Origin of the sequence: Flammeovirga kamogawensis, from assembly GCF_018736065.1 — a bacterium.
GTDB lineage: Bacteria > Bacteroidota > Bacteroidia > Cytophagales > Flammeovirgaceae > Flammeovirga > Flammeovirga kamogawensis.
This window is the reverse complement of the sequence record NZ_CP076129.1, coordinates 681,240-705,402: the sequence shown is the minus strand read 5'-3', so window position 1 is coordinate 705,402 and position 24,163 is coordinate 681,240. Positions and strand designations below refer to the sequence as shown.

The following is a 24,163-nucleotide window of genomic DNA, read 5'->3' as shown; positions in this document are numbered from 1 at the left end:
AAAAACCATTATTGGAATCAGGATAAGCCATATTTTGTGACACAGTTGAATAATTCACAGCTCAAAGAATTAAGAAGAAAATTATTTATTGCTTTAATAATTGTAGACATTGATAGCGTGTCTGAACAACCACATGGTTACATAAAAATAAATGAATGCCATGAAGATTTAATTGAATTAAATATCTCTTTTAATATAGATGTATCGGATATAGAGATAGACTTTTACTCACGTGAGATTATTCGAGAATTAAGACATCAAGAAGTATCAATATATCATACGAAAGAGTTAGCTTATGATTATAGTATTAAACAATGAACTGATTCTATTGAAGAATTAATAAGCACTCTAAAATTTGAGAACTCAGATTCAATCTATCATTTTAAAATAGACAGTATTGAACTATCATTTTGAAAAAATATATGTGAGTAAATATTAGCTAAAACTCCAAATATTGGTACAAGCTCAGATTTTTTTCAATTAGGTATTCAACTTTTAGAGGAGATTCAGCATATAGATGTTGAGTAATTACATGATCTTGAAATAAACGATAAAAGGCTATCTCACTGTTTAAGAGATAGCCTTTAACATTTATTCTTTTATCACTCTAATAGTTGCTTTTCCTTCTGCTCCAATAATAGAAAGAATATATATTCCTTTTGGCTGATCAATGGATAAATCAAGCACTTGTTGATGATGAAATTCTTTAGCTAAAAGTAGTTGACCATTTACATTGCGTAATTCTACTTTAGTTAGATCATATACATCTCCTAAATCAACTTTAAATGTTTGCGTAGTAGGGTTGGGGAATACATTTACTTTTATGCCTAGTTGGTTATCAAGTATACCAACAGTGGTCATGGTTGTTATACTCACACAACCAGAGATAACTGTACATTCCCCTTCTGTAAGCATTACTGCATAATTGCCATTTTCAGTCGCCTCAAATGTTTCACTTGTTTCTCCCTCAATAACACTATAATTATTATCACAATCTACCCAAATATAGGATGCATTGGGGTTGTTAGCAGTAAGTATGTTATTATTTACAGAAATATTCTTTACGTCAATTTTATTGATAGTTAGGTTTAGTTGTACTAAAGAATCACAACCATGCATATCTTGTAGCGTATACGTGGGTTCATTTGTACTTTCAATATACGTTTTACCGTTAATCCATGTGTATTGTCTACAAGCAATTTGTTCGTCTATATGTACTAAGATATTGTTATCAATCACATTTAAACGGCTTTCCAACTGGGCCTCATAGAGAGAAGAAGGTAGCAGTTCAGCTTCATTATTAGTCCCTTCAATATACCCTACAGGATTACTAAACGGGCCTAAATTATCAACGATTCCTTTACATCCAATAGCAAAATTTTGAGCAGTAGGAGGCTTTTGAATTACAATTTGTCCGTGTTCTCCATTTTCTCTTGTGGTATTACAATTCCATGCAACAGAATTGGCAGCAGACCATCCATGACCTGTACCCCAGTTTCCTCTATTAAAAAGTCCAAGTACACGACCAGGGTTTTCACCATAATCTCTAAGATTATCAAATAACATTCCTGTAGTCCACCTTCTATGCCCTTCAGAAGCAGTAAGAGGATCAATAGATGTACACTTATGGAATACAATTCCTGCTACTGAACTTGTTCCATTAGATACAAAGTTATGACGTCCTTTTCTTGCAATACAATTTGTAAATAACACGTTTTGAGTAGCGGTATTTGTACAGAAATTATATTTATACCCTCCACTTGAAGGACCAATAGGCTCATTGGCCTCACAATCTTCTACCGTTATATTTCGCGATGAATACATATCTACACCTGCATAATAGAAGTGTAAGAATTCACAATTTTTAATCCAAGAATCTTGTAATTGAGTACACTTTACAGCTGAACTAGCATGGTTTTTATCTTCAGAGTTTGATGTGTCATATTCAATATCGACACGTATATTTTCAAGTCCAACATTTTCAATAAAACCAGTATTGTCATGTACATAAATATACGATTGTGATAAGCTTCTAACGAGATTGTTAAATACAGGGCTATTGGTATAAATGGTATTACATTTAATTGCAGTAATGGTAGTGTGGTAGATAATAGGCTGTTCCTCTTCCTTCCAAGGATCATCGCCTGCAGTACCGCCAAAATCTACACTTTCAATCCATTTTTCAGTACAAGGATGGTGAATTATAATTTCATCGCCCACTTTATATTTACTAGCATCTTCTACTCTAAAATATTTTTGCCCTACCTTAACAGTATCGTCTAAAATATTTGATTTGGTATTGGGTACTTGGTTAGAAAATGTTGTGTTTTGTCCACCACCAATATGAATAACAGGTCTACCAGCAGGGTTATTCCCCACACCAATAAGGTGCGTATTTTGCGTAATATCATCACCATGTCCAGCACCTCTTAAAATTACACCTGAATGTTTTAAGCGGACAATGTCATGGATTTCATACACTCCAGGATTCAGTAAAACAGCTCCTTTTATTCCGTTTTCATCTGCAGTCATATTACTTACTGTATTGATCGCAGTTTGCAAATGTAAAGTGTTATCACCATCAATAGGGTCTATTGTTATTTTGACAGCTACATCAGGAATTTCTTCATTTCCACTTTTATAACCAGCCGCAGAAAAATCGGGTAGCTGAATACCAGAGGCAGGGTCTGAGAAATAAGAAAGGTTGCCTTCTTCGTCTATTTTAAGAAGATCAGATTGCCAAGTTTCTTGTCCAAACGTAGTTATTGAATTTGTAATTATAAAAAATAAAACAAATAAAAATGTTGTGTTAATTCTCATGATAATTATTAGCAATTTACTTTTAAGTAGAGATAGCATTTAAACCCCACGACCAATTAAGATCATGGGTGAATCTGAATGCAAATAATTAATTGGATAATTTTCTTTCAGGCATTTTTGCCTTTAATTTTGATGGATTTCCCAACATCTTTCTACCTTCTTTTACCAACCATAAATAATGATCAGAAGGTAAGCCTTCGTTGTCAATCATTTCTAAACCAACAGGAATGTCGCTAGTAATTTTAAAGAAACAAGTTGCTTCATCAATTTCATCGAACATACCAATATATACCATCTCAGCACCTGCTTTTGCAGCACCATGCATTTGATTCCAGAAAAATTGCCCTTTTTCTCGAGGTGTTTGATTAAGTTTAGTGTCAGGGTTCATATTGTGCCAACTAAACCCAGGGAATAAAACAGGCATAAATCCAAGTTTTTCATTTTTACACCAAGTAACATCACCTTCTACAATAGGGTAAATTTCATTATATCTACCTGTTTTCACTCTACCTGTATACCATGGTAAAACAATGTCCGATCTCTTTACTAATTCATGGAATAATGGATCACTTGTTGCATCTTTCACACCATCTCTCCAACGAGTAGGTACACCTAATAACACAGAACATCCACCATAAACAGGGTCATTTTGAAGAAAATCTATAATTCTTTCACAGTCTTCTAAATAATACTTTCTCTTTTTCTTTTGAGGATCAAAACCCACACCCCAAATAGCTACTAAAGGTTTTCCGTTCGTAGATAAATAAACATCTTTATATTTTGTCGTTAGTTTAATATTATCCACCAATTCCTTCCAATCTTTAATAAAAGAAGCAACTCCCTGATCACCTTTCATTCCTGATAAATCATACATAATTGCCACACCTCTTTTGTGCTTTTTAGCTGCTTCAAGACTGTTTACAAGCACTTTATTAAGATTTGGGTTAATATGAGGAGCCGCAGCAGAAGTAACAAAACGTTGTACAAAAGCAGCATCAATATTGTATTCCTTCATCCAACGGAAATGAATATCTTGTGTAATAGGATCTGCAGAAGAAAAAAGTTGTGCAGTAGCACCATCTTTGTGTTTAAATGGTGTATCGTATTTTGCAGATTTAGGAAACTCAGTAAGGTCTGGCCATGCATCTACTCTAATATTTTCTACAGATAAAGGATCTCCTTTTCTAGCATTTTTTTGATAATGTTTCCAATGTAAACCAGAACCATCACCAGGAGTATTAAACCACCCTTGATACCCTGTATATACTTTCATGTCTGCTGTTGAGAAATTAAATGTCTTGCTGTGTTTAGTATTCATTTTTACAGCAGGCTTTTTTACTTTTGCAGCAGCAGTTGTTACTACTTTTTTATTTAAACCTTCTTTAGAATTGGAGAACTTCATCTCTTTGATAATTACTTTATCATTAGAATTGAAATTGATTCTTATATCATGGCCATTACAATTTTTTTGGAAGCGAGCATCAGCAATCTCGAAATACGTTTTCTTCCATTTCCCAGTATTAGTGAATTTAAATCCATGAGCTTTCTTCCATGATCCTGGCTTTGCTTTTGGGTTTCTTTTTACACTTTCATCTTTACTATCATAAAGAAGGGCTGCATTACCAGTTCCTAAATCTAAATATTCTAAGTAAGCATATATTTTACCTGCTTTAACAATCTCTTTCGATTTCACATCAAAATAGAGCATCTTCACATTGTTGTTCGCTTTCGATTTCACATTCCAAGCTTCAACTTCCTCAATATTAATAGGTTCAGTGATCGTTTCATTACCTCCTCTAATAGCAATTAAACCAGTAAACGTTGGTTTTTTACCTAAAGAAGCAGCTGCAATAATTGTTGAGTTTGCACCATTAGCACCGTCACTATTTAATGCCTCTTTACTTTTAGCAAATTTTAATCGATGAATAATAGCCTTATCATCAGAATTGATATTGATTCTTATATCATGGCCGTTACAATTTTTTTGGAAGCGAGCGTCAGGAAATTCAAAGTAGGCTTTTTTCCATTTTCCAGTATTGGTTAATTTAAATGCATGAGCTTTTTTCCAAGATCCCGGTTTTGCTTTTGGGTTTCTTTTTACACTTTCATCTTTACTATCATAAAGAAGTGCTATAGTACCATTGCCTTGATCTAAATATTCTAAGTAAGCATAAATAGTTTCGTCTCCATTGATGTATTCTTTCGATTTCACATCAAAGTAGATCATCTTAACGTTGTTATTAGCCTTTGATAGTATATCCCAAGCACTTTTTCCATTAATAGTTATCGGCTTAGTCTGTGTTTCGTTTCCACCTCTAATTGCCTGAATATTATCAAAAACAGGTGTTTCACCAAGAGTTGCAGAAATACCTTGAGGTTGATTTACTCCAGCAGCAGTAGCCTCTTTATTTAACTCGTCTTTATTTTTTGCAAATTTCAAACGACTTATAATGGCTTTATTGTCAGAGTTAAAATTGATTCTTATATCGTGTCCGTTACAATTCTTTTCAAAACGTGCGTCAGCCAATTCAAAATAAGCTTTTTTCCATTTCCCAGAGTTAGTTAGCTTAAAACCATGAGCTTTTTTCCAAGCACCAGGTTTTGCTTTTGGATTTTTATTAACATTTTGGTCTTTACTATCATAAAATATGACAGCATTACCATTACCACGATCAAGGTATTCTAAGTAAGCATACAGTTTTTCTCCACCTGCAATAAAGTTTTTAGCATTCACATCAAAATAAACCATTTTTAATTGGTTATTCTTTTTTGATTTTATGTCCCATGCCTCTTTGCCATCTATGGTAATCGGTGCAGTAACAGTTTCACCATTTCCTTTAATAGCAATTACTTTATTAAAAGTAGCTTTATTTCCTAATGTTGCAGAAATAGACGCTATTACTTTTGGTGCAGAACTAGGATCTCTTGAAAACTTTAAAGAGCGTACATAAACATCTTCTTCAGAACCAGCAATAATAGCAATTGAATGTTTGTCGCAATTTTTATTAAAACGAGCATCCTCAACTGTAAAAGTTGTTGTCAACCACTTATTTTGTTTTGTAAAGTTGACTTGTTTTCCTAGTTTCCAAGCTCCACTTTCAGCATTTTTCACCTTTACTTTCTGATCATAACTATCATATTTAAATTGAATATAGCCAGGCCCTTTTGAAAGATATTCTAAAGTAATGGTTAAGGTCTGACCTTTAACTTTGAAAAGTTTATCATTCAAATCAAGGTAAAGATATGAAAGAGTGCTCCCCTCTTTCTTATTTAATTTCCATGCTCCTTTTCCTTTAATTGAAGCGACTTCATGATTGTCTTTAATAGGAGCCAAGTTTGTAGCTTCCTTGTATTCATGAAGTATTACCTCAATCATTGAACTTTTTTCTTGTGCAAAAGTTAATGTCGAAGTTAAAAGTAAGACAAATAACAATACCTTATTTGTATAGTTATTTAGTTTTGGTAATAATAAATTCATTTCAGATTGAATTAGTGTTATCAACTATAATACTTCATAAAGATATTTTTTGGCTATAAAAAAGTATTAACCACACATTAATAGGGTCAATAATATAAATATTAATAGAGAAAGTATCTTTTTTTTTGAAAAACAGCTAAAAACAATCATTTTTAAACTTTACTACTGGTATATACCAACAATTTTTTAAGCTTAAATAGTCTATTAATACTGTGTTAATTGGTTACTATGATTCAATTAACACACAAAACTACATTTGAACTATTCAATTTAACAGATTGAAATTTTTTAGAAGTGATGAAATGTTAATTATTTAAAGACAATCTATTTAGTATGAAAAGAATAATTACAACTCTACTATTATTACTCAGTATTTATTCATTAACACAAGCCCAAAATGAAATACATATTGTTAATGGTGTAGTGTTTGACGAAGCAACTGACATTCCTTTACCTGGTGTGAATGTTCTTATTAAAGGTACTGCCAAAGGTGCGGTAACTGATATAGAAGGTAATTTTAGTTTACAAGCTAGTGTAGAAGACATTCTTGTATTTTCATTTATTGGTATGCAACCAAAGGAAGTGAAAGTTGGGTATCAAACATCGGTTCGTGTAACTCTTAAAGAAGATACCAAACATTTAAAAGAAATTGTTGTAACAGCTTTAGGAATTGATAGAGATAAAGAAAGTTTAAGTTATGCAACGCAGCAGGTAGATACAGAGGAGTTACTTCAAGGTAAACAATCTGATTTTGTAACAAACTTATCTGGTAAAGTAGCTGGTGTTCAAGTTACTGCATCAGACTCTCCAACGGGATCTAGTAGAGTAGTAATAAGAGGTGTATCTTCTTTAGCAAAAGATAATCAACCTTTATATGTAATCGATGGTGTGCCGATTGAAAGCGGTTCTGGTGATTCTGGTGTTTCTGTTGGTGGATCTGATAATAATATTGACTATGGTGGAGGTGCAAGTTTTGTTAACCCAGAAGATATCGCAGATATACAAGTATTAAAAGGAGCAAATGCTGCTGCATTATATGGTTCTAGAGCTACAAATGGTGTAATCATGATTACAACAAAGAAAAGTAGTAAAAAGAATAAAGGGTGGGGAGTGTCTTATGGCTTTAATTATCAAATCCGTGAAGTAGCACAATATCCTGATTATCAAAATAAATATGGAGCAGGTAATGCTTTTCGTTTAGCTGCTTCTGAACGATATAGAGATCCTGAAACAGGTTTACCTCTTTTAAACCAATACAATAGAAGTTGGGGTTCACCAATGTTAGGGCAGGATGTTATCGGTTACAATGGGCAGCCTACTACATATGATGTAAATGAAAATAATATAAAAGATTTCTTCCAAAGAGGAAGTACTATGACGAATTCTATCTCTTTACAAAAAAGTGGAAAGAATAGCTCAGTTTATATTTCATATACGCATTTAAATGCTGATGATATAGTTGATACTCAGAATTTACAGGTAAGAAATACTTTTAATATAAGAGCCACTTCTAAGATTACAGATTTTTTAGATGTAGATACTAAAATGACGTATGTAGGGGAAAAAACAGACAATAGAATGCAAAAAAATGGTAGTGTTCATAACCCTTATTATGTATTTACCTTTATGCATAGAAATGCCAACTTAGAAGATTTAAAACCATGGAAAGATGCTAACGGAAATGAATTTGGTCAAAGAAATACATTCTCTAACCCTTATTGGGCTATTTATGAGAATTCAAATAATGACCAAATGGATAGAATTTTACCTACAATTACGTTAAATGCTAAAATTGTTGATGGGCTTTCGTTCAAAACTAGAATAGGTGGTGATGTACAGTTTAGAAAAGGTGAATTATTTAATAATAAAGGATCTGTAAATGATCCGGACGGTTATTACAGTACCTTTAATAGAGATATTGCTGTTTGGAATTATGAAGCGTTTTTAAACTATACTAAGAGAAAAGGTAAGTTTGATATTCAAGTAAACGTTGGAGCAAGTAGGTTTGATAGAGTAATGAATTTTTCTAGAACAGAATTTAATTCTTTAGTAGCTCCAGATTTTGGTAGTAGTGCTAATGCAGCATCTTATCCTGAAGTATACCAAACAGAAGAGAAAAAACGAATTAACTCCGTTTTTGCCACTACATCTATTGGTTATAATGATATTCTTTATGTAGATATATCAGCTCGTAATGACTGGAGTTCTACTTTACCTGAAGGTAATAATTCTTATTTCTATCCGAGTGTAGGTACTTCTTTTATCTTCACAAATGCATTACAAATGTCAAGTAGTATCCTTTCTTTTGGTAAACTTAGAGGATCACTTGCTCAAGTAGGAAATGATACAGATTTCAACCAAATCAATAATACATATAATTATGGTGGTAATTACAATGGTTATGCTTGGGTAACAAACCAAACATTGAAAAGAAATACAGACCTAAAACCAGAAAGTACAACATCTTGGGAATTAGGTACTGAATTAAAGTTTTTTGGAAATAGAGTATCCTTAGATGCAACATATTATGACAATGTAACTTCAAATCAGATTATTAGAATTAACATGCCAAAGGGTTCTGGTTATGACTATAAGATGATTAATGCAGGTGAGGTACAAAACTCTGGTATTGAGTTGGTTTTAGGAACTAAAATAATTGATAGTAAGGCTTTTAGTTGGGATATGAATGTCAACTGGTCAAAGAACACATCAATAGTAAATTCTTTATATAAAGATGAGCAATCTGGGGTTGATATTACCCAAATTAGATACAGAGGTGTGAGTAATATTTCTGTAAATGCAGAAGTAGGACAACCATTTGGGGTAATTAGAGGTTCGAAATGGTTAACTGATGATGAAGGAAGAAAATTAGTAACATCTAATGGAGTTCCGATTCAAGATCAAGAACAAATTCTTGGTAATGCACAGCCAGATTGGTTAGGAGCAATAAGTAATTCATTTAAGTATAAGAATTTTGATTTAAGCGTTTTAATTGATGCGAAGATTGGAGGACAGATATTTAGTGAAACGTATTCTAGAGCAGAAACTTGGGGGAACACAAAATCATCATTAGAAGGTAGAGATGACTATTGGTACAGTAACGTGATTTTGGGTGAAAATAACTCAGAAAGAGCAGGTATTGGTGAAGATGGAAGAGCTTACGGAGACCTTGACAGAAGCAAAGGTATTATGTTAGATGCTTGGGTTGCTGAAAGAAATCCTGAAACAGGAGAATGGGAAGCAGTAAAGAAGAACGATGCTTATATGAGTCCTCAATTATTCTATCAATTAGGAACGTCGAATGCAAATGAATACAATACGTACGATGCATCATATGTAAAACTAAGAGAAGTTTCTATTGGGTATAACATACCACAGAAATTATTGAGGAAATTTAAAATCAAGAGAATGCGTATTGCTGCTGTAGGTAGAAACTTATGGATTATTTATCAAAATACACCTAGAGGTATTGACCCTGAGGCAGCATCTTACTCTGGTAATGGCCAAGGTATTGAAATCGGATCATTACCGCCAACAAGTACACTTGGTGTTGATTTTAGAATAAACTTTTAATTAGAGTAAACAATGAAAACATATATATATAGTTTAGGTGTATTGATCTTCTTGTTATCTTTTAACTCATGTACTGATCAGTTTGAAGAAATCAATACCAATAGACACGAGTATCAAACGATTGAACCTGAAATAGTATTTCCTGGTGTAGTAAAGAGAAGTCTAGATTACATTAAGGGAGATATGGCTAACCAAATGTACATTCAATACGCGCATCATCAATCTATGGGTGGAGGTACTTTTGCAGCTTATTTTTATTCGCATCCAAATATTACAAATTGGTGGAAATACAATTATGTAGATATCTTACAAAATGTGGAAGATGTGATTGTGCAATTTGAAGGCAAAGAAGATTACGTAAACAGAGTAGGAATTTTCAAAATTTGGAAAGCGTATGTAATGTCTGTAGTTGTAGGTACATGGGGACCAGTGCCTTATACAGAGAGTTTAACTGGAGCTTTATCAATGGGATATGATAGCGAAGAAGAAATTATTATTGATCTTCTTACCCAAGTGAATGAGGTGTATGATACACTAGACATTACAAAGGATACAATGAATGAGCCCATTTTTCAAGGGGACATCTCAAAGTGGAAAAAATTTGCCAATACTTTGATTCTAAAATTAGCTTTACGTTATCAAAATTCTTCTTCAGAATGTAGAGAGTTTGGAAAATTGGCTTTACAGAGAGAGCAAGATTTTATTAGTAGTGAAGAGGAAGCTGTAACGGCATCTTGGGGAACAGCAGAAGAAAACTGGAGCTGGTTTTATAAAAGATACGTTTTTGTAAGGAATATAGTATCCTTTAAAACAGGTCATTATTTCCTTACTTTTATGAGGGATTTGAAAGACCCAAGAATATCTAAATATGCCCAAAAACCGGAACTTGATTATTATATTTTAGATACCTTATCTCGTGCTGATGGGTCTAAAGTGATAGCACAATATGTTGCCCCTTATTTGGGAGCACCAAAAACACTTCAATTTCATGATAATTGGTTAATGGACGATCAAGACAATCCTTATGCGGGTCTTGGAAGAGAAAGTTTTTCTAATGTTGGTGAGGAATATTTAGCAGCAGATTTAGAGGTTACTTTTATAGGGTACGCAGAAACTTGCTTTATTAGAGCAGAAGCAGGATTGTTAAATTGGGGAGGAAGCAGAACACCTAAATCTTTATATGAAGAAGGTATTTATGCCTCGTTCCATAAAAAAGGTATGGCAGATAAGGTGACCGAATATTTATCTAATGATGGGGTAAGATGGGGTTCTTCTTCTGCAGGAGTGAGAGATTTTAGAGGTATAGTTTCGTCAAAAATTAGTAGAGGCCCAATACAACAAGTAATTACACAAAGATGGATTGATGGTTATTTCCAACCGTTTGATGGATGGTGTTTAATTAGAAGAACTGATTATTTCGATATCCCTCCTCATTTTAACGCTTTAAATAGAGGTGGATTAGGTACAAATGTTCCTGAAAGAATGGTGTATCCTTCGTCTGAAATGAGTTTGAATGGAGTAGGGTATAATGAGGGCGTAAGTTTATTAGGAGGAGTTGACTACCTAGATGTTCCATTAATTTTTTCTAAAAACCGAGAATGGAAAGATTGGGGAGCAATGCAACCTGATATGAATAATGACCTTTTAAGCCACTGGTACGGAAGTACTGTTGAAGAGTTAGATGCTCAAGGAGTGGACTATAAAATTTTAGAAGAACTTTAAAGAGATAAGAAATGAAAAACATTTATAGTATTCTTTTTATTGCTTTAGGCTTGTTTTCTTGCCAGCAAGAAGAAATTACAGCAGAAGATCATCTAATTAGTTATGATATTGAAGAAGTACCTGTTACAGAAGATTACACTGTTGGTGCATTATATGTTGTGAATAATTGGAGTTCGAATATTGAAGAAGTTCCTTTGGCAGGACACTACTTAAATGGAGATGAAGAAGCCATGAAACAACATATTTTATGGGCAGACTCTGCAGCAATAGATTATTTTATATTTAGGTATTCTTATCCTACTGTAAATGCAGATAATGATATCTTATCCGCTTTCCTTAATCAAAATACAGATAGTCTTCTAAACTTTGCCTTGCGTTATAATTTCGCTCAAATGAACTTAACAAAGGAAAATACTTTAGAGGGACAGGGTAAGAAAGAGGACTTCATTCAATCTTTTAAAGATATGATACCTTATTTTGATCAACCCACTTATCAAAAAGTTGACGGTAAATATGTGGTAAATATAATTGCAGCAAATCAATTTTACTGTGATAGTTTAGAACTTGTTTACCATGAATTAAGAGAGGAAATGAGCGCGTTGGGGTATGATTTGTATTTAACTGGTGAACAAACCGGTTGGACACCTCCAGCAAGATTTGAACATTATTATTTTAATGCTTTAGATGCAGTAACTTTTACAAACATGTTTAATAATGCATGGTACGATAGACATGTTTTCTTACCACAATCTCTAGATCAACATTGGCAGTATAGCAAAGATTATTATATGGATAAAGAGGGCATTGAACTTATTCCAACAGTAGCACCTTCTATTAATCCAAAAATTAGTAATCCAAATGCATCAACATATATCATAGAAAGAGATACAAATTTCTTTTGGTCTATTCTAAATGTAGCTAAAAAGAATATAGGTCCTTCAAGAACTATAATAGTTAACTCTTTTAACGATTGGAATTTTAATACACAACTAGAACCTGCTGATAGTTATGGTAGTAGTTCTCTACAATTATTAAGAAATCAGACAAAGAAAAATTAAATGAAAAGGAATTTATTAGTACTGTTACTTCTCGGGACATTTAGTTGTCAGAAGTTAACAGAAGAGAAGAAAGAAAACACTTCAAATGCAATGTCTTATGTAGACCCATTTATTGGAACGGGTTTTCATGGACATACTTTTCCTGGTGCAACTACACCTAATGGTATGGTGCAATTAAGTCCAGATACAAGATTTGAAGGTTGGGATGCATGTGGTGGCTATTATTATGAGGATTCATCAATAGTTGGTTTCTCTCATACGCATTTATCTGGAACAGGAATTGGTGATATGGGAGATATCTTGATGATGCCTTTTACAGGTACAGCAAAGTTATCTCAAGGAGATCCTTCAGATCCTGATAGTGGTTATAGATCACGTTACTCTCATGAACAGGAGAGTGCTTCACCTGGTTACTACAACGTAAAATTAGAAGATTACGATATTGATGTTGAATTAACAGCATCGCCGAGAGTAGGTTTTCATCAATATACTTTCCCAGAAGCTGATGAGGCAGGGGTAATTATCGATTTATCTCCTACTATTCATATGCATAGAAACCCTAAGCACGAAATAAAAGTGATTAGTGATACAGAAATTGCAGGTATGAAATATACTAAAGGATGGGCAAAAGAACATTATATCTATTTCTATGCAAAATTTGATAAGCCATTTAAGTCCTATATTTTAGGAAATGATAAGTTGGTTGAAGGAGAAAACTACGAAGGTAAAAATGCAAAAGCAGTTTTAAACTTTAGCACAAAAGCAGGAGAGAAAGTAAAGGTAAAAGTAGGGATTAGCAATGTTGATATTGCTGGAGCTAAAAATAACCTCTTCTCAGATATTAAAGATTGGGACTTTTATGCACAAAAAGAGAAAGCGGAGTTAATGTGGTCTGAAAAATTAGCCTTGATTGATGTGGAGGGTAAAAATGAGGAACAAAAAGAGATATTTTATACCTCTATGTATCATTCTTTTATTGCTCCAATGAACTATTCTGATGCAGACCATAGATACAGAACTTTAGATGGAAAAATAAAGAAAGATGAGAATTATGACTCTTATACAGTTTTCTCATTATGGGATACCTACAGAGCTTTCCATCCTTTATTAACTATCGTCGATCCTTCTCAAAATGAAAAATACATACAAACATTATTGAGAAAATATGATGAAGGTGGCATCTTACCAAAGTGGGAGTTAGCAGGAAATTATACAGGAACAATGACCGGATACCACGCAGTACCTGTTATGGTGGATGCCTATAGAAAAGGGAATAAAAACTTTGATGTGGATAAGGCTTTTAAAGCAATGATAGAAACGAGTACATTTTCTAGAGATTTAGATTTTGTAGCACATTCTGCATCAGTTAAAGAGAAGCTAATGCCAAATGCTAAATTATATAATGACTCTTTAGGCTATATTCCAGCTGATCTTGAAAATGAATCTGTAACTAAAGCTTTAGAATACGCTTACAATGATTATTGTATAGCCTTATTTGCTAAAGAACTTGGTAAAGACAAAGTATATGAAGAATACCTTGAGAGATCACAAAGGTATAAACAATATTATGATCCAGAAACTGGTTTTATGCGTGGTAAATTAAGTACAGGAGGATGGAGAGAGCCTTTCAATCCAAGATTTAGTAAACACCGTAAGGATGACTACACAGAAGGAAATGCTTATCAGTGGAGTTGGTATGTACCGCATGATGTAGAAGGCTTAGCAACATTAATTGGTGGTAAAAGATTAATGGAAGAAAAGTTAGACACTCTTTTCATGACAAGTTCTAAACTAGAAGGAAATGATGTAAGTAATGATATTTCTGGAATGGTTGGACAGTATGCCCACGGAAACGAACCAAGTCATCATATTGCTTATATGTATAACTACATTGGTGCAGAGTATAAAACACAATATATGGCAGATTATTTATTGAATAATCATTATGAAGCAACACCTGCAGGAATAATTGGTAATGAAGATTGTGGACAAATGTCGGCATGGTATATCTTAAGTAGTATGGGTTTCTATCCAATGAGCCCAGGAGTGACAACTTATACAATCGGACGCCCATTATTTGATCAAGTAAAAGTAAATCTTGAGAATGGAAAAACATTCGAAATAGTGGCACATAATAATAGCTATAAAAATAAATATATTGATAAGCTAGTTTTAGATGGAGTTCCGTTGGATAAACCATTTATAGATCATAAAGATATTATGGCTGGTAAAACATTGGAATTTTATATGACTGATGAGCCAAACAAAAATGCTTTTAAGAAGCAGGATATAAATATTTAGATTTAAATTTTGCCCTCCGAATAACTCCCTGATTTATTTGGAGGGCAAAAAATAATCATCAAAAAGATATTATTTAAATAACAATCTACTGATATTCATCATCAGTATTTTCAAGAAAAAAGAGGTGATATATTGTTCCAGCTGATATTGAACTCTAAAAGAATGGGTAAATAATTAATGTTTTTAAAAGAAATTATCTTAGGTGGAGAATAATATATAGTATAAGGAAGTTATATTGAATAATTGATAAAGAATTAATTTTGCAGAATGTTATCCCTGTTAAATCTATCATTATGATAGAAATGGTTTTATATTTACCATTATTCAGCACAGATTAACCTTTTTTGTTTTAATTTATTTTAAGATATTGTGACAATGTGTTAAGGCATTGCACATTATTTTTTTAAATAGAATTTATTATACTTTTAACTACAAGTATTTTAAGATGTTTACCTTTGACCATTTTGGTTGTATTTTTTTAAACACTTACTATCGATGAAGCACTTTTTATTTACTATATTTTTAACTATCATTTCTTCTTCTTTATTCGCACAAAACCAAGGAGGGGTTAAATTTAAGAGTCATGATCATGACTTAGAAGAACGTACGTCGTTAATTTTATTAGAAGAAAGTAAAGTTAATGCGAATGACTTGATGACCTTATCAACAGATATTTTATTTAATAAAACCCGTAAACATTATTTTGGTTACATATTAAGAATAATTGATAGTAACCATAGGAATATTGATATTGTCTACAATTATAATAATCCAGATAATTATAATTTTAGCCTAATATATGACCATGATATTACTCCAATTCAGTTTAATTTTAAAGATCAGAAAAAAGCATTAAACGAGTGGAAGAAATTAAGATTAGAAGTTAATATACCTGAGAATAAAATTAGCTTAACCATTGGAGATCAAAGTAAAACTATAGTATTATCTGATATACAGAGATTTACAAATCTTAAATATTATTTTGGAGCCAATAACAACCCATACTTTAAGGTACATGATGTTGCCCCTATCACTATTAGAAATATTGAACTACAATTAGATAATCAAAAACTAGAATGGCCATTAAACGAAAAAAATGGAACCATTGTAAATTGTAAACAAGGCGAGATTTATAACGGGGTACTTACTAACGGAATTTGGCTAAACGAACTACAATCAAAGTGGGAAAAAGTAGATAAAAGAGCAATTGATGGTTCTTTATTCTATTTTAACGAACAATATTCTTACTATTATTTCATGAAAAATGATACTCTTTTTAGAAAAGATATGTATCAAGAACATCCTGTATACGTTACATCAGGAAATTATCCATTTCTTAATCATTCAAAATTACGTGTTGTAGAGAAGAAAAATAAAGACCTTATTTTTTATAACTTTATTACTAATGATTTTTATCGATTTGGGGTGGAAGATAGTAAGATGAATAAAGCAACTATTGAGTTTCCTTATAAAAAAAGTACAACTCAACATATAAGTTGGATTAATGATAAACAAACGGAACTATTGTTTTTTGGAGGGTATGGTAATTATGAATATTCTGATAACTTTTCAGAAATTGATTTAAATAAATTATCCTTCGAGAATCTATCTTTTAAGGGCGATAAGATATCACCTAGATATTTTGCAGGTAGTGGAAGAGCAAACAATGGACATCACTTTATTTTTGGCGGATATGGTAGTAAGACGGGTAAACAAATAGCTCACCCAGAAAACTATTATGATCTTTATGATTTTGATGAAAACACACATAAAACGAGAAAAATAGCAACTTGGGAAACAACAGATGAATCATTTGTAGTTTCAAGAAATATAGTTGTGGATACAGCTAAAAATCAGTTTTTAGCACTTACATTTGATAACCATGTGCGTAAGAATAATTTAAAACTGAAGCTTTTTGATATTACAACAAGAAAAGTTAAAGTAATAGCAAATGATATTCCTTTTGAATTTTTTGATACGCAAACAACTATAGAGTTGAAATATGACAAGGAGTACCAAAAGTTGTACTCTATAGTGTTAAATAGAAAAGGGAAAAAGACTAAAGTAGACATATATGCCTTGGATGTTACAGGGGGTAACTTTATGAATTTTGAAGAACAAACTCAAGTTGTTACTGCTAATGATAAAGGTTTAAGTTGGATTTTCTATTTGATTGGAACTTTGCTTTTAAGTATTGTAGCTTTTGCATTATATAAATACAAGACGCGTAAAAGTATAGTTGCTGAAAAAGAACAAGTAACAACAATAAAAGTTGAACCTAAGGTTTCTGAAAAGAAATTACCTATAGTAAAAGATAAGATTGTTGTTGAGGTAGAAGAAGAAAAAGTAGCAGCAGAATCCCAAGAGATAAAGCAACTACAAGAAGATATTAAAGCAACGTCGGTAATTAATTTCTTTGGTGGTTTCCGTATAATTGATGAAAACGGTAATGATATTTCTAATAAATTTACACCACTTATTAAGCAGATTTTCTTATTGATTATCTTATCACAATTCCACAATGGGAGAGGTGTAACGGTAGATCAAATGACAGAGGTATTTTGGAGTGATATGCCGCTTAAAAAAGCAAGAAATAATAGAAGTGTAAATATTGCCAAGTTAAAACAACTTTTTAAGTTAATTGGTAATATTAACCTTGTTAAAACAGGAGACTTCTGGAATCTTAAGTTTGATAAAACGGTAACTTTTCCACTTTTTGACCTTAAAGAATTACTAGAAAAAGAGCAGTCAGAAGAGAACCTTAAAGAGATTACAAAAATCTTGAAAAACGGTAAACTATTGTTTGGTACTGAGTATCCTTGGATGGAGGAAATGATGGCTCAAATTATAAATGGAATAATTGAAAAGTTACATAATTATTTGATTAGCGATAGTATTACGTTAACAGTAAAAGAGAAACTTAAAATAAGTGATTTAATATTAAAATATGATGCTTTAAATGAAGAAGCAATTCATATAAAATGCCAAATCTATACTCTGCAAGGAATGCACAGTATGGCAAAGGATACGTTCGAAAAATTTGAACAAGAATACTCTTTATTATATAATGAAAAATTTGATTTAGATTATAATGAGTTTCTTAAATCAGACCTAACATCGCATGAGATTTAGTAAGAAAATACCTAGGTAAGTTATTGATAATCAATATATAGTGTAGTCATTAATCTTTGGTTAATAGTTGATTAATAGAGTATTAAATATCTGTTATAGTGTTTTATTTACATTTATTATATCAGCTTTTATACAGATTAACCATTACAATGATTTGAGATGAAAAAATTACTACTATTGAACTACTTATTGCCATTTTTAAGTTTTCTACTGATTGGAGAAATTGCGAATGCCCAGGTACCCATCCAACATTTATCTTCTATTAGAAGTTATGAATCAGTCATTACAGATGAATCTGGAAAAGTGATAAAATGGACAGATCTATCTGGGAATAACAATCACGCAACGCCAAGGTCAGGAGATGTGATTTTTCCTTCTTCGTCAATTTCTTCAGGTAAACAGATAGGTTTAGACTTTGGTAATGCAAGAAATTACCTCCGTTTATTTAATGGTATAAAAACAGATGCTTGGTTAGATTTTTCGGGCGAGGCAATTGATAATACTGGTTTTTCGATTTTAGTAGCATTTAGTGTAGCTGAAATTGTTGACGGTAATAACGACCTTGTTGGTAATAATTCTAGTATTGAAAAGAACGGATTTGGCATACGCTATAAATCTAACGGAGAATTTGAAATTTATCTAGGTAAAGTATCTATGATAGTACCTGGAGCAAAAGTAAAAGAGGGAGAATCTATTGTTGTTGCTTGTAATTATAATAAGCTCACTGAAGAACTTGTTTTTTGGGATTCAAAAAACCTTTTAACACATACGCTTTCTATTCCGCCAAGTGATTTTACATTGGCAGAGTTTAATATAGGGTCTGCAAATAATTACGCGAGGTATTTTATAGGGAACGTTGGAGAGGTGAAAGTATATGATGAAGCCTTAACCTCTGAAACTTTTAAATATGAGTATTCTAAATTAAGAGATTATTGGTGTGGTATTCCTTTACCTATTGAAGTAGTAGGCGCACAAGGTACTATTGAAACAAGATCTTTTGATTTATCTCAAGAGCAAGTTGCTACAGCAAAACAACTTTGGTTACAGATCAATAATCTGAGTTATGAAAATAAAGTTTCTGTAAAAATCAATAATGGTTCATGGTATAACCTAAATCATGAATCGGTCATTATGCAATCTCAAGAAAAAGCAAGAGGAGGTATGCAACACGGTGGTTTTAATACAATTCGTTTATCAATACCAACTCAAAATCTATCAGTAGGAGAAAATACTTTTTATTTTAAATTTAATCATTCTGATGCTATCTCAAATGGTTTTAGAGTGATAGATTTTAACCTTCTTGATGAAAATAAAGCAAGGCTTTTAGAAGAAGATTTCTTTACCAAAGTAGCACCAATTGATTGGGTAGGACCTTATACAGATGAACAATCTATTGCAGAAGGAGAAACATTATGGAGAGAAGGAAATTTATGGTCAAATTATCTTGAAGAAGGACAAAAAGGATTTTGGTATGGATACGAATTACAGGCACACCAACCTTTGTCTGCAAAGTGTGCAGATTGTCATACACAAGATGGTAGAGACCTTGAGTTGTTTTCTTATTCTAATAAATCTATTATTGAAAGAGCAAAATTTCATAACCTTTCAGAAAATGAAGGAAGAAAAATAGCAAGCTATATAAGATCGTTATCAGGAACTCACGATAATATTAATAGACACGGAAGACCTTGGAACCCTCCTTATCAACCGGGGCCTTCTTTAAAAGGAAAAAGTATAGATTATTGGGCAGCAGGTGCAGGTTTAGATGCCGTTCTTGATCATGATAGCGATATGCTAGAATACATGTTCCCAAATGGAGTAAATGAAAGTAGTGTAAAGGACTATTTTGATGCAGATAAATTTGAAGATAGAACTGTTTTACCGTTAGCCATTCAATTTCCTGATTGGAAACATTGGTTGCCAATGGTACACCCTAAAGATGCCTTCAATAAAGACAACTTCTATAATCAAACATACGATGAGGTTAAGAATGCTGAATTTATAAAAGAAGGTGGTGAGAAAATAACACGTAATCCTGATGCAGCTTATGAAATCCTGAGAGATCATTTATTATCATTACCAAAATTAGGCGATGGTATTTCTATAAATCTATCGGCAATGTCAGATGAAGCGATAGACGAGTTGAAGTACTATCATGAAACTTTCCGATGGAATTATAGATATTTTCAGGCACAAGGGGCTACAGATTTAGATCCCAATGCTAATGTAGATCATTGGCGTACTAAGGTAGGAAAAGGGTTGAATGCGTTATCAGATGATATTGGACAAGAGTTAGCTGCTACAAGTTTAGCAAGATTAATGGCCGTGAAAAATTTTGAGTTTATGCAAGAGTTTAATCTTCAAGATAAAGCGCCTGATCATATCTTGGCAGAAGATAACCCAAACCCAAGACAATGGTTCCATGGCGACTCAAAACACGTATTTGAAGTACCTGCTCATATGACAGGGTGTGTTGATGGGGATTGTCTTACTTTTGATGGCCAACCAAATGCAACTGGTGAGTACGAATCTTCTGTTTGGTATCACCTTCAATCGATTTTAGCAGGTGGAGAAGGAGAACAATGGTGGAACGGTCCTGTTGATTATAATTACCAACCAGAGTTCATCTTATTAAGTTCTCATTCATCAGGGATTTACGATGTACTAAGATATTATCACAGTCTAGCTTCGTTGTATCAAATTAAAACATGGTCTGGAGATCTTAATCCAAATGATGGTTACGGTTTTAGAATTAGAGTTCAAGGTCCGTGGTACTTTTTTGGTAAAGAACCAGATGCCCAAAGGTCTCAATTTAAAGGATTTAGTCCTGGGTATTGGCCCTCGTTATTGGATGAAGTATATCCTGGTTTAGGAAAATGGGTGATAGAAGCATTATTAACTGAATTTTTAGAAGCGGTTAAGAAACATGATCTTTCAACATGGAAAAGATGGGACGGTATTAACAATACTGATGCGTCTCAATACCTAGATCCTATTGCTAAATCTGAGGTGATAGATATAACTTTAAATGATGGAGATCCTATATTTAGTGAATTAGATCCATCAGCACCGCTTTATGCAGACCATATGTATTGGTCTATTCAGCAAGCTATTAAGTTTGGAGTAGATTGTTCTATAGTACAAGAAATGATTGATTGGAGTACAGAAGCATGGCCTAATATTGATTGGTCTTTTGATCTAACTCCTCACCTGCAACTTCAATTACCAAATAATGCGAAATTTTTTAACGAAATAAATGTTGTAAAAGCAGTTGTGTCAAGTGAAGGAGTAAGCCCTGAATATATTTGGGAAGTGAACGGTAATGCAGTCTCTTATTATGGAAAAGAGTTACCAAAAAACTTTTTACATGCAGGAGATAGTATTGTTTGTCATTTTACAAGTAATGCATCTTGTTTAACCTCTTTCAGTGTTTCAGATACTATTGTAATCCCTAATGATATTACCATTTTATCAAAAATAAATGAGGGAGAATGGCAACCAATTAATAATACATTAGCATGTATTGGTGATGAAATTACATATAAATTAGAATTAGAAATAGACCCTATACTTTGGTTAGATGCCTATCAAATTTCAAATTCTACTTTAGAAGATGGAGCTGAAGTAAGAACTTGGGAAAATAAAGCAACGGGATTACAGAACGCGTCTATTCTAAACGAAAGTGCAATCCCTGTTTATTCAAGCCATGCATTTAGAGGTAAGCCAGCAGTTGTTTTTGGAAAAGACAAGGTAAGTAGTGGCTTAAAACTTATTGAAGCTTCGGAAACGGATTTCTTAGAAGAAGATTGGACAATATTTGTTGTTCATACTATTGATAATGTGGATAATTGGTCGAATACTATTGGTAATAAGAATGGACTCACAGAAGATGGCTTTTTCTATAGAGTATCAAAAACAGGTCAAGAAGCATTATCAGGTGGATTTACAACATTAAACTCGGGACCTAATTTATTTCCAATGAGTAAAGTTTCAGTTTTATCAAAAAAAGGTTTACAACTACAATCTTACAATAATGGTCAACTAGAGCATGATTTTGAAATAAATGCTGATGATCGTCTTTCTAATCAAAATGCTTTAATGTTAGGGCAAATTAGTGTAGGTAAAAATCAAGCAAGATATCATGATGGTTTAATTTCCGAAGTAATTATTTTTGATAGAAAATTAAATGATTCTCAGAGAGAATTAGTAGAGGCTTATTTATCCTATAAATGGGAACTTGATGGAACTTTAAGTCTTCAAAATGGATACCATAGAAACTCGCCATTAGATGTTACTATAACAACACCAATACAAGATGTTTTGCCTCTAAATCAATTTATAAACGAGCAAAAATACGTGATTATTGATAATAATAGTTTTGGCAATCTTGTAGTAAATTATAACTCATCTGATACGGATGGTACTACTTATCAAATTAAAAAGAATGGAAATGAACTAGATAATATCATTTCTTATTCATTAAATAACAATTCAGATTATTATGCTACTGCTGTAGATGTATTTGGGGGAGACCAAATTACATTGAGTGCAAATGTAAATTTAAAGGATAATTATTTCTGGAGATCACCAAACGGACAAGAGCAACCAATGAATACTTCACTATCATGGCAAGCAATTGATAACGATAGTTGGGATGGTCAATGGGAATTAGTTATCCAGAATAGTTGTGGAGCAGGAGAAACAATTATACCATTCGATTTAAATGTTTATACTTCTGAAAGTGAACTATTTCAATACGGAAAAGTTACTTTCAATCAATTAGAGCCAGATACTTGGACACAAGTAAACTTTACAAATCCATTAGTACAAACACCAGTTGTAACATTAGGACCTTTATCTTTTAATGGAAGTGATCCGTCGACTTACCGTATTAGAAATTGTACCGAAAATGGTTTTGAAATTCAAATTAGAGAATGGGATTACCTGAACAGAATTCATAATAAAGAAGTATTGTATTTTTTAGCTGTTGTACCTGCACTTAACTCTTTTGGCAACCTAAAAATAGATAAAGGAGAACTGACAGTAAACGATAGTTGGCAGACCTATAATTTTGAAGGATCTTTTATAAATCCCCCTGTTGTGCTTACTAATGTAGTTTCTGATAATGAGAATAAAACGAAAGTAATTCAAATTAGAAATGTAACGCCTATTGGTTTTGACTATAAATTAATTGGACAAGAAAGTACAATAGAAGCAATTACAGCAGAGCAGATGCACTTTATAGCAATAGAGAAAGGAGAAAGTGCAATAGGTGATAACTATATTGATGCAGGATATATTGAAAACACAGTAAATTCTACATGGTCTACATTTAATTTTCCAACAAAAGTTACTGAAGCTGGTTTGTTTGGAAATGCACAAACAACAAATGATGTAGAACCTTATTCTCTTAGATACAAAGAATTAACTAATGAGAATGTACAGTTTTTCTTACAGGAGGAAAAATCTCTTGATAGTGAAATTCTACATGCTAGTGAAGATATTGGATGGGTAAGGTTTAAAGAAAGTAATACTTCAACTTCAGCTGAAAGGGTAGTGCAAAAGAATGAAGAAATTGTTGCTTCATTGAATGAGGTGGAAGAAGATTTTAAATTATATCCAGTACCTGTTATTTCAGAATTAAATATTGTAAGTGAGAAGATCATTACTTCTTATCAGATATTTGATGTTGTAGGAACTACTATTGATTCTAATCAGAATTTTAAGAAAAGTTCTACTTTAAAAATTGATATGATGAATATGAAATCAGGTGTATATATAATTATGGTTGGATTTATTAATGGAGATCAAGCCGTAAAGAAATTTTTTAAACAATAAGGTATATTAATGATAATAATAAAAACATTAACATCAATTTAAATTACTGAATATTAGAGTATTAAGTGTTGATTAATGCTTAATTAAGCCACTATTAGAATTCTGTTATCAAAATCTATGTATTTCACTTTATCAAATTTTAAATATTATTAATTGAAGAAGCTGAAATGATGAAGAATCTGTTTTCTAGTGCTTAAAAGCAACAATAATTACTTAATACTCAATTTTTTACTCATCGGGT

At 32.3% G+C, this 24,163-nt stretch carries 9 protein-coding genes; 7 read left to right on the top strand and 2 right to left on the bottom strand.

Annotation, left to right across the window (positions count from 1 at the left end):
* The first annotated feature begins 45 nt into the window (after positions 1-45).
* Complete coding sequence (locus KM029_RS21475) at positions 46-318, top strand: hypothetical protein (RefSeq protein WP_144075863.1); 273 nt, start codon at positions 46-48, stop codon at positions 316-318.
* 273 nt (positions 319-591) lie between these two features.
* On the opposite strand, the gene KM029_RS21470 is transcribed toward KM029_RS21475, so the two are convergent.
* Complete coding sequence (locus KM029_RS21470; protein WP_158631169.1) at positions 592-2,820, bottom strand: T9SS type A sorting domain-containing protein; 2,229 nt, start codon at positions 2,818-2,820, stop codon at positions 592-594.
* 88 nt (positions 2,821-2,908) lie between these two features.
* Positions 2,909-6,298: a glycoside hydrolase family 71/99-like protein gene (locus tag KM029_RS21465; protein WP_144075861.1), complete on the bottom strand. Its 3,390-nt coding sequence runs from the start codon at positions 6,296-6,298 to the stop codon at positions 2,909-2,911.
* A 333-nt stretch (positions 6,299-6,631) separates the two neighbouring features.
* Between KM029_RS21465 and KM029_RS21460 the strand changes: the two genes are divergently transcribed.
* From KM029_RS21460 to KM029_RS21435, 6 genes are all read left to right on the top strand, one after another.
* Entirely contained in the window at positions 6,632-9,871 is a 3,240-nt protein-coding gene (locus KM029_RS21460) for a SusC/RagA family TonB-linked outer membrane protein (RefSeq protein ID WP_144075860.1), read from the top strand.
* A 12-nt stretch (positions 9,872-9,883) separates the two neighbouring features.
* The gene (locus KM029_RS21455; RefSeq protein WP_144075859.1) at positions 9,884-11,593 is read left to right on the top strand and encodes a SusD/RagB family nutrient-binding outer membrane lipoprotein; all 1,710 of its coding nucleotides are present in this window, start codon (positions 9,884-9,886) and stop codon (positions 11,591-11,593) included.
* A gap of 11 nt (positions 11,594-11,604) precedes the next feature.
* The gene (locus KM029_RS21450) at positions 11,605-12,651 is read left to right on the top strand and encodes a glycoside hydrolase family 99-like domain-containing protein (protein ID WP_144075858.1); all 1,047 of its coding nucleotides are present in this window, start codon (positions 11,605-11,607) and stop codon (positions 12,649-12,651) included.
* A complete protein-coding gene (locus tag KM029_RS21445; protein WP_144075857.1) occupies positions 12,652-14,952 on the top strand; it encodes a GH92 family glycosyl hydrolase in 2,301 nt (766 codons plus the stop codon).
* 495 nt (positions 14,953-15,447) lie between these two features.
* Positions 15,448-18,084: a hypothetical protein gene (locus tag KM029_RS21440; RefSeq protein WP_144075856.1), complete on the top strand. Its 2,637-nt coding sequence runs from the start codon at positions 15,448-15,450 to the stop codon at positions 18,082-18,084.
* Between the two features lie 159 nt (positions 18,085-18,243).
* Positions 18,244-23,922 (top strand): LamG-like jellyroll fold domain-containing protein, encoded by a 5,679-nt coding sequence (locus KM029_RS21435; protein WP_144075855.1) that lies wholly within the window; start codon positions 18,244-18,246, stop codon positions 23,920-23,922.
* Positions 23,923-24,163 lie beyond the last annotated feature (241 nt).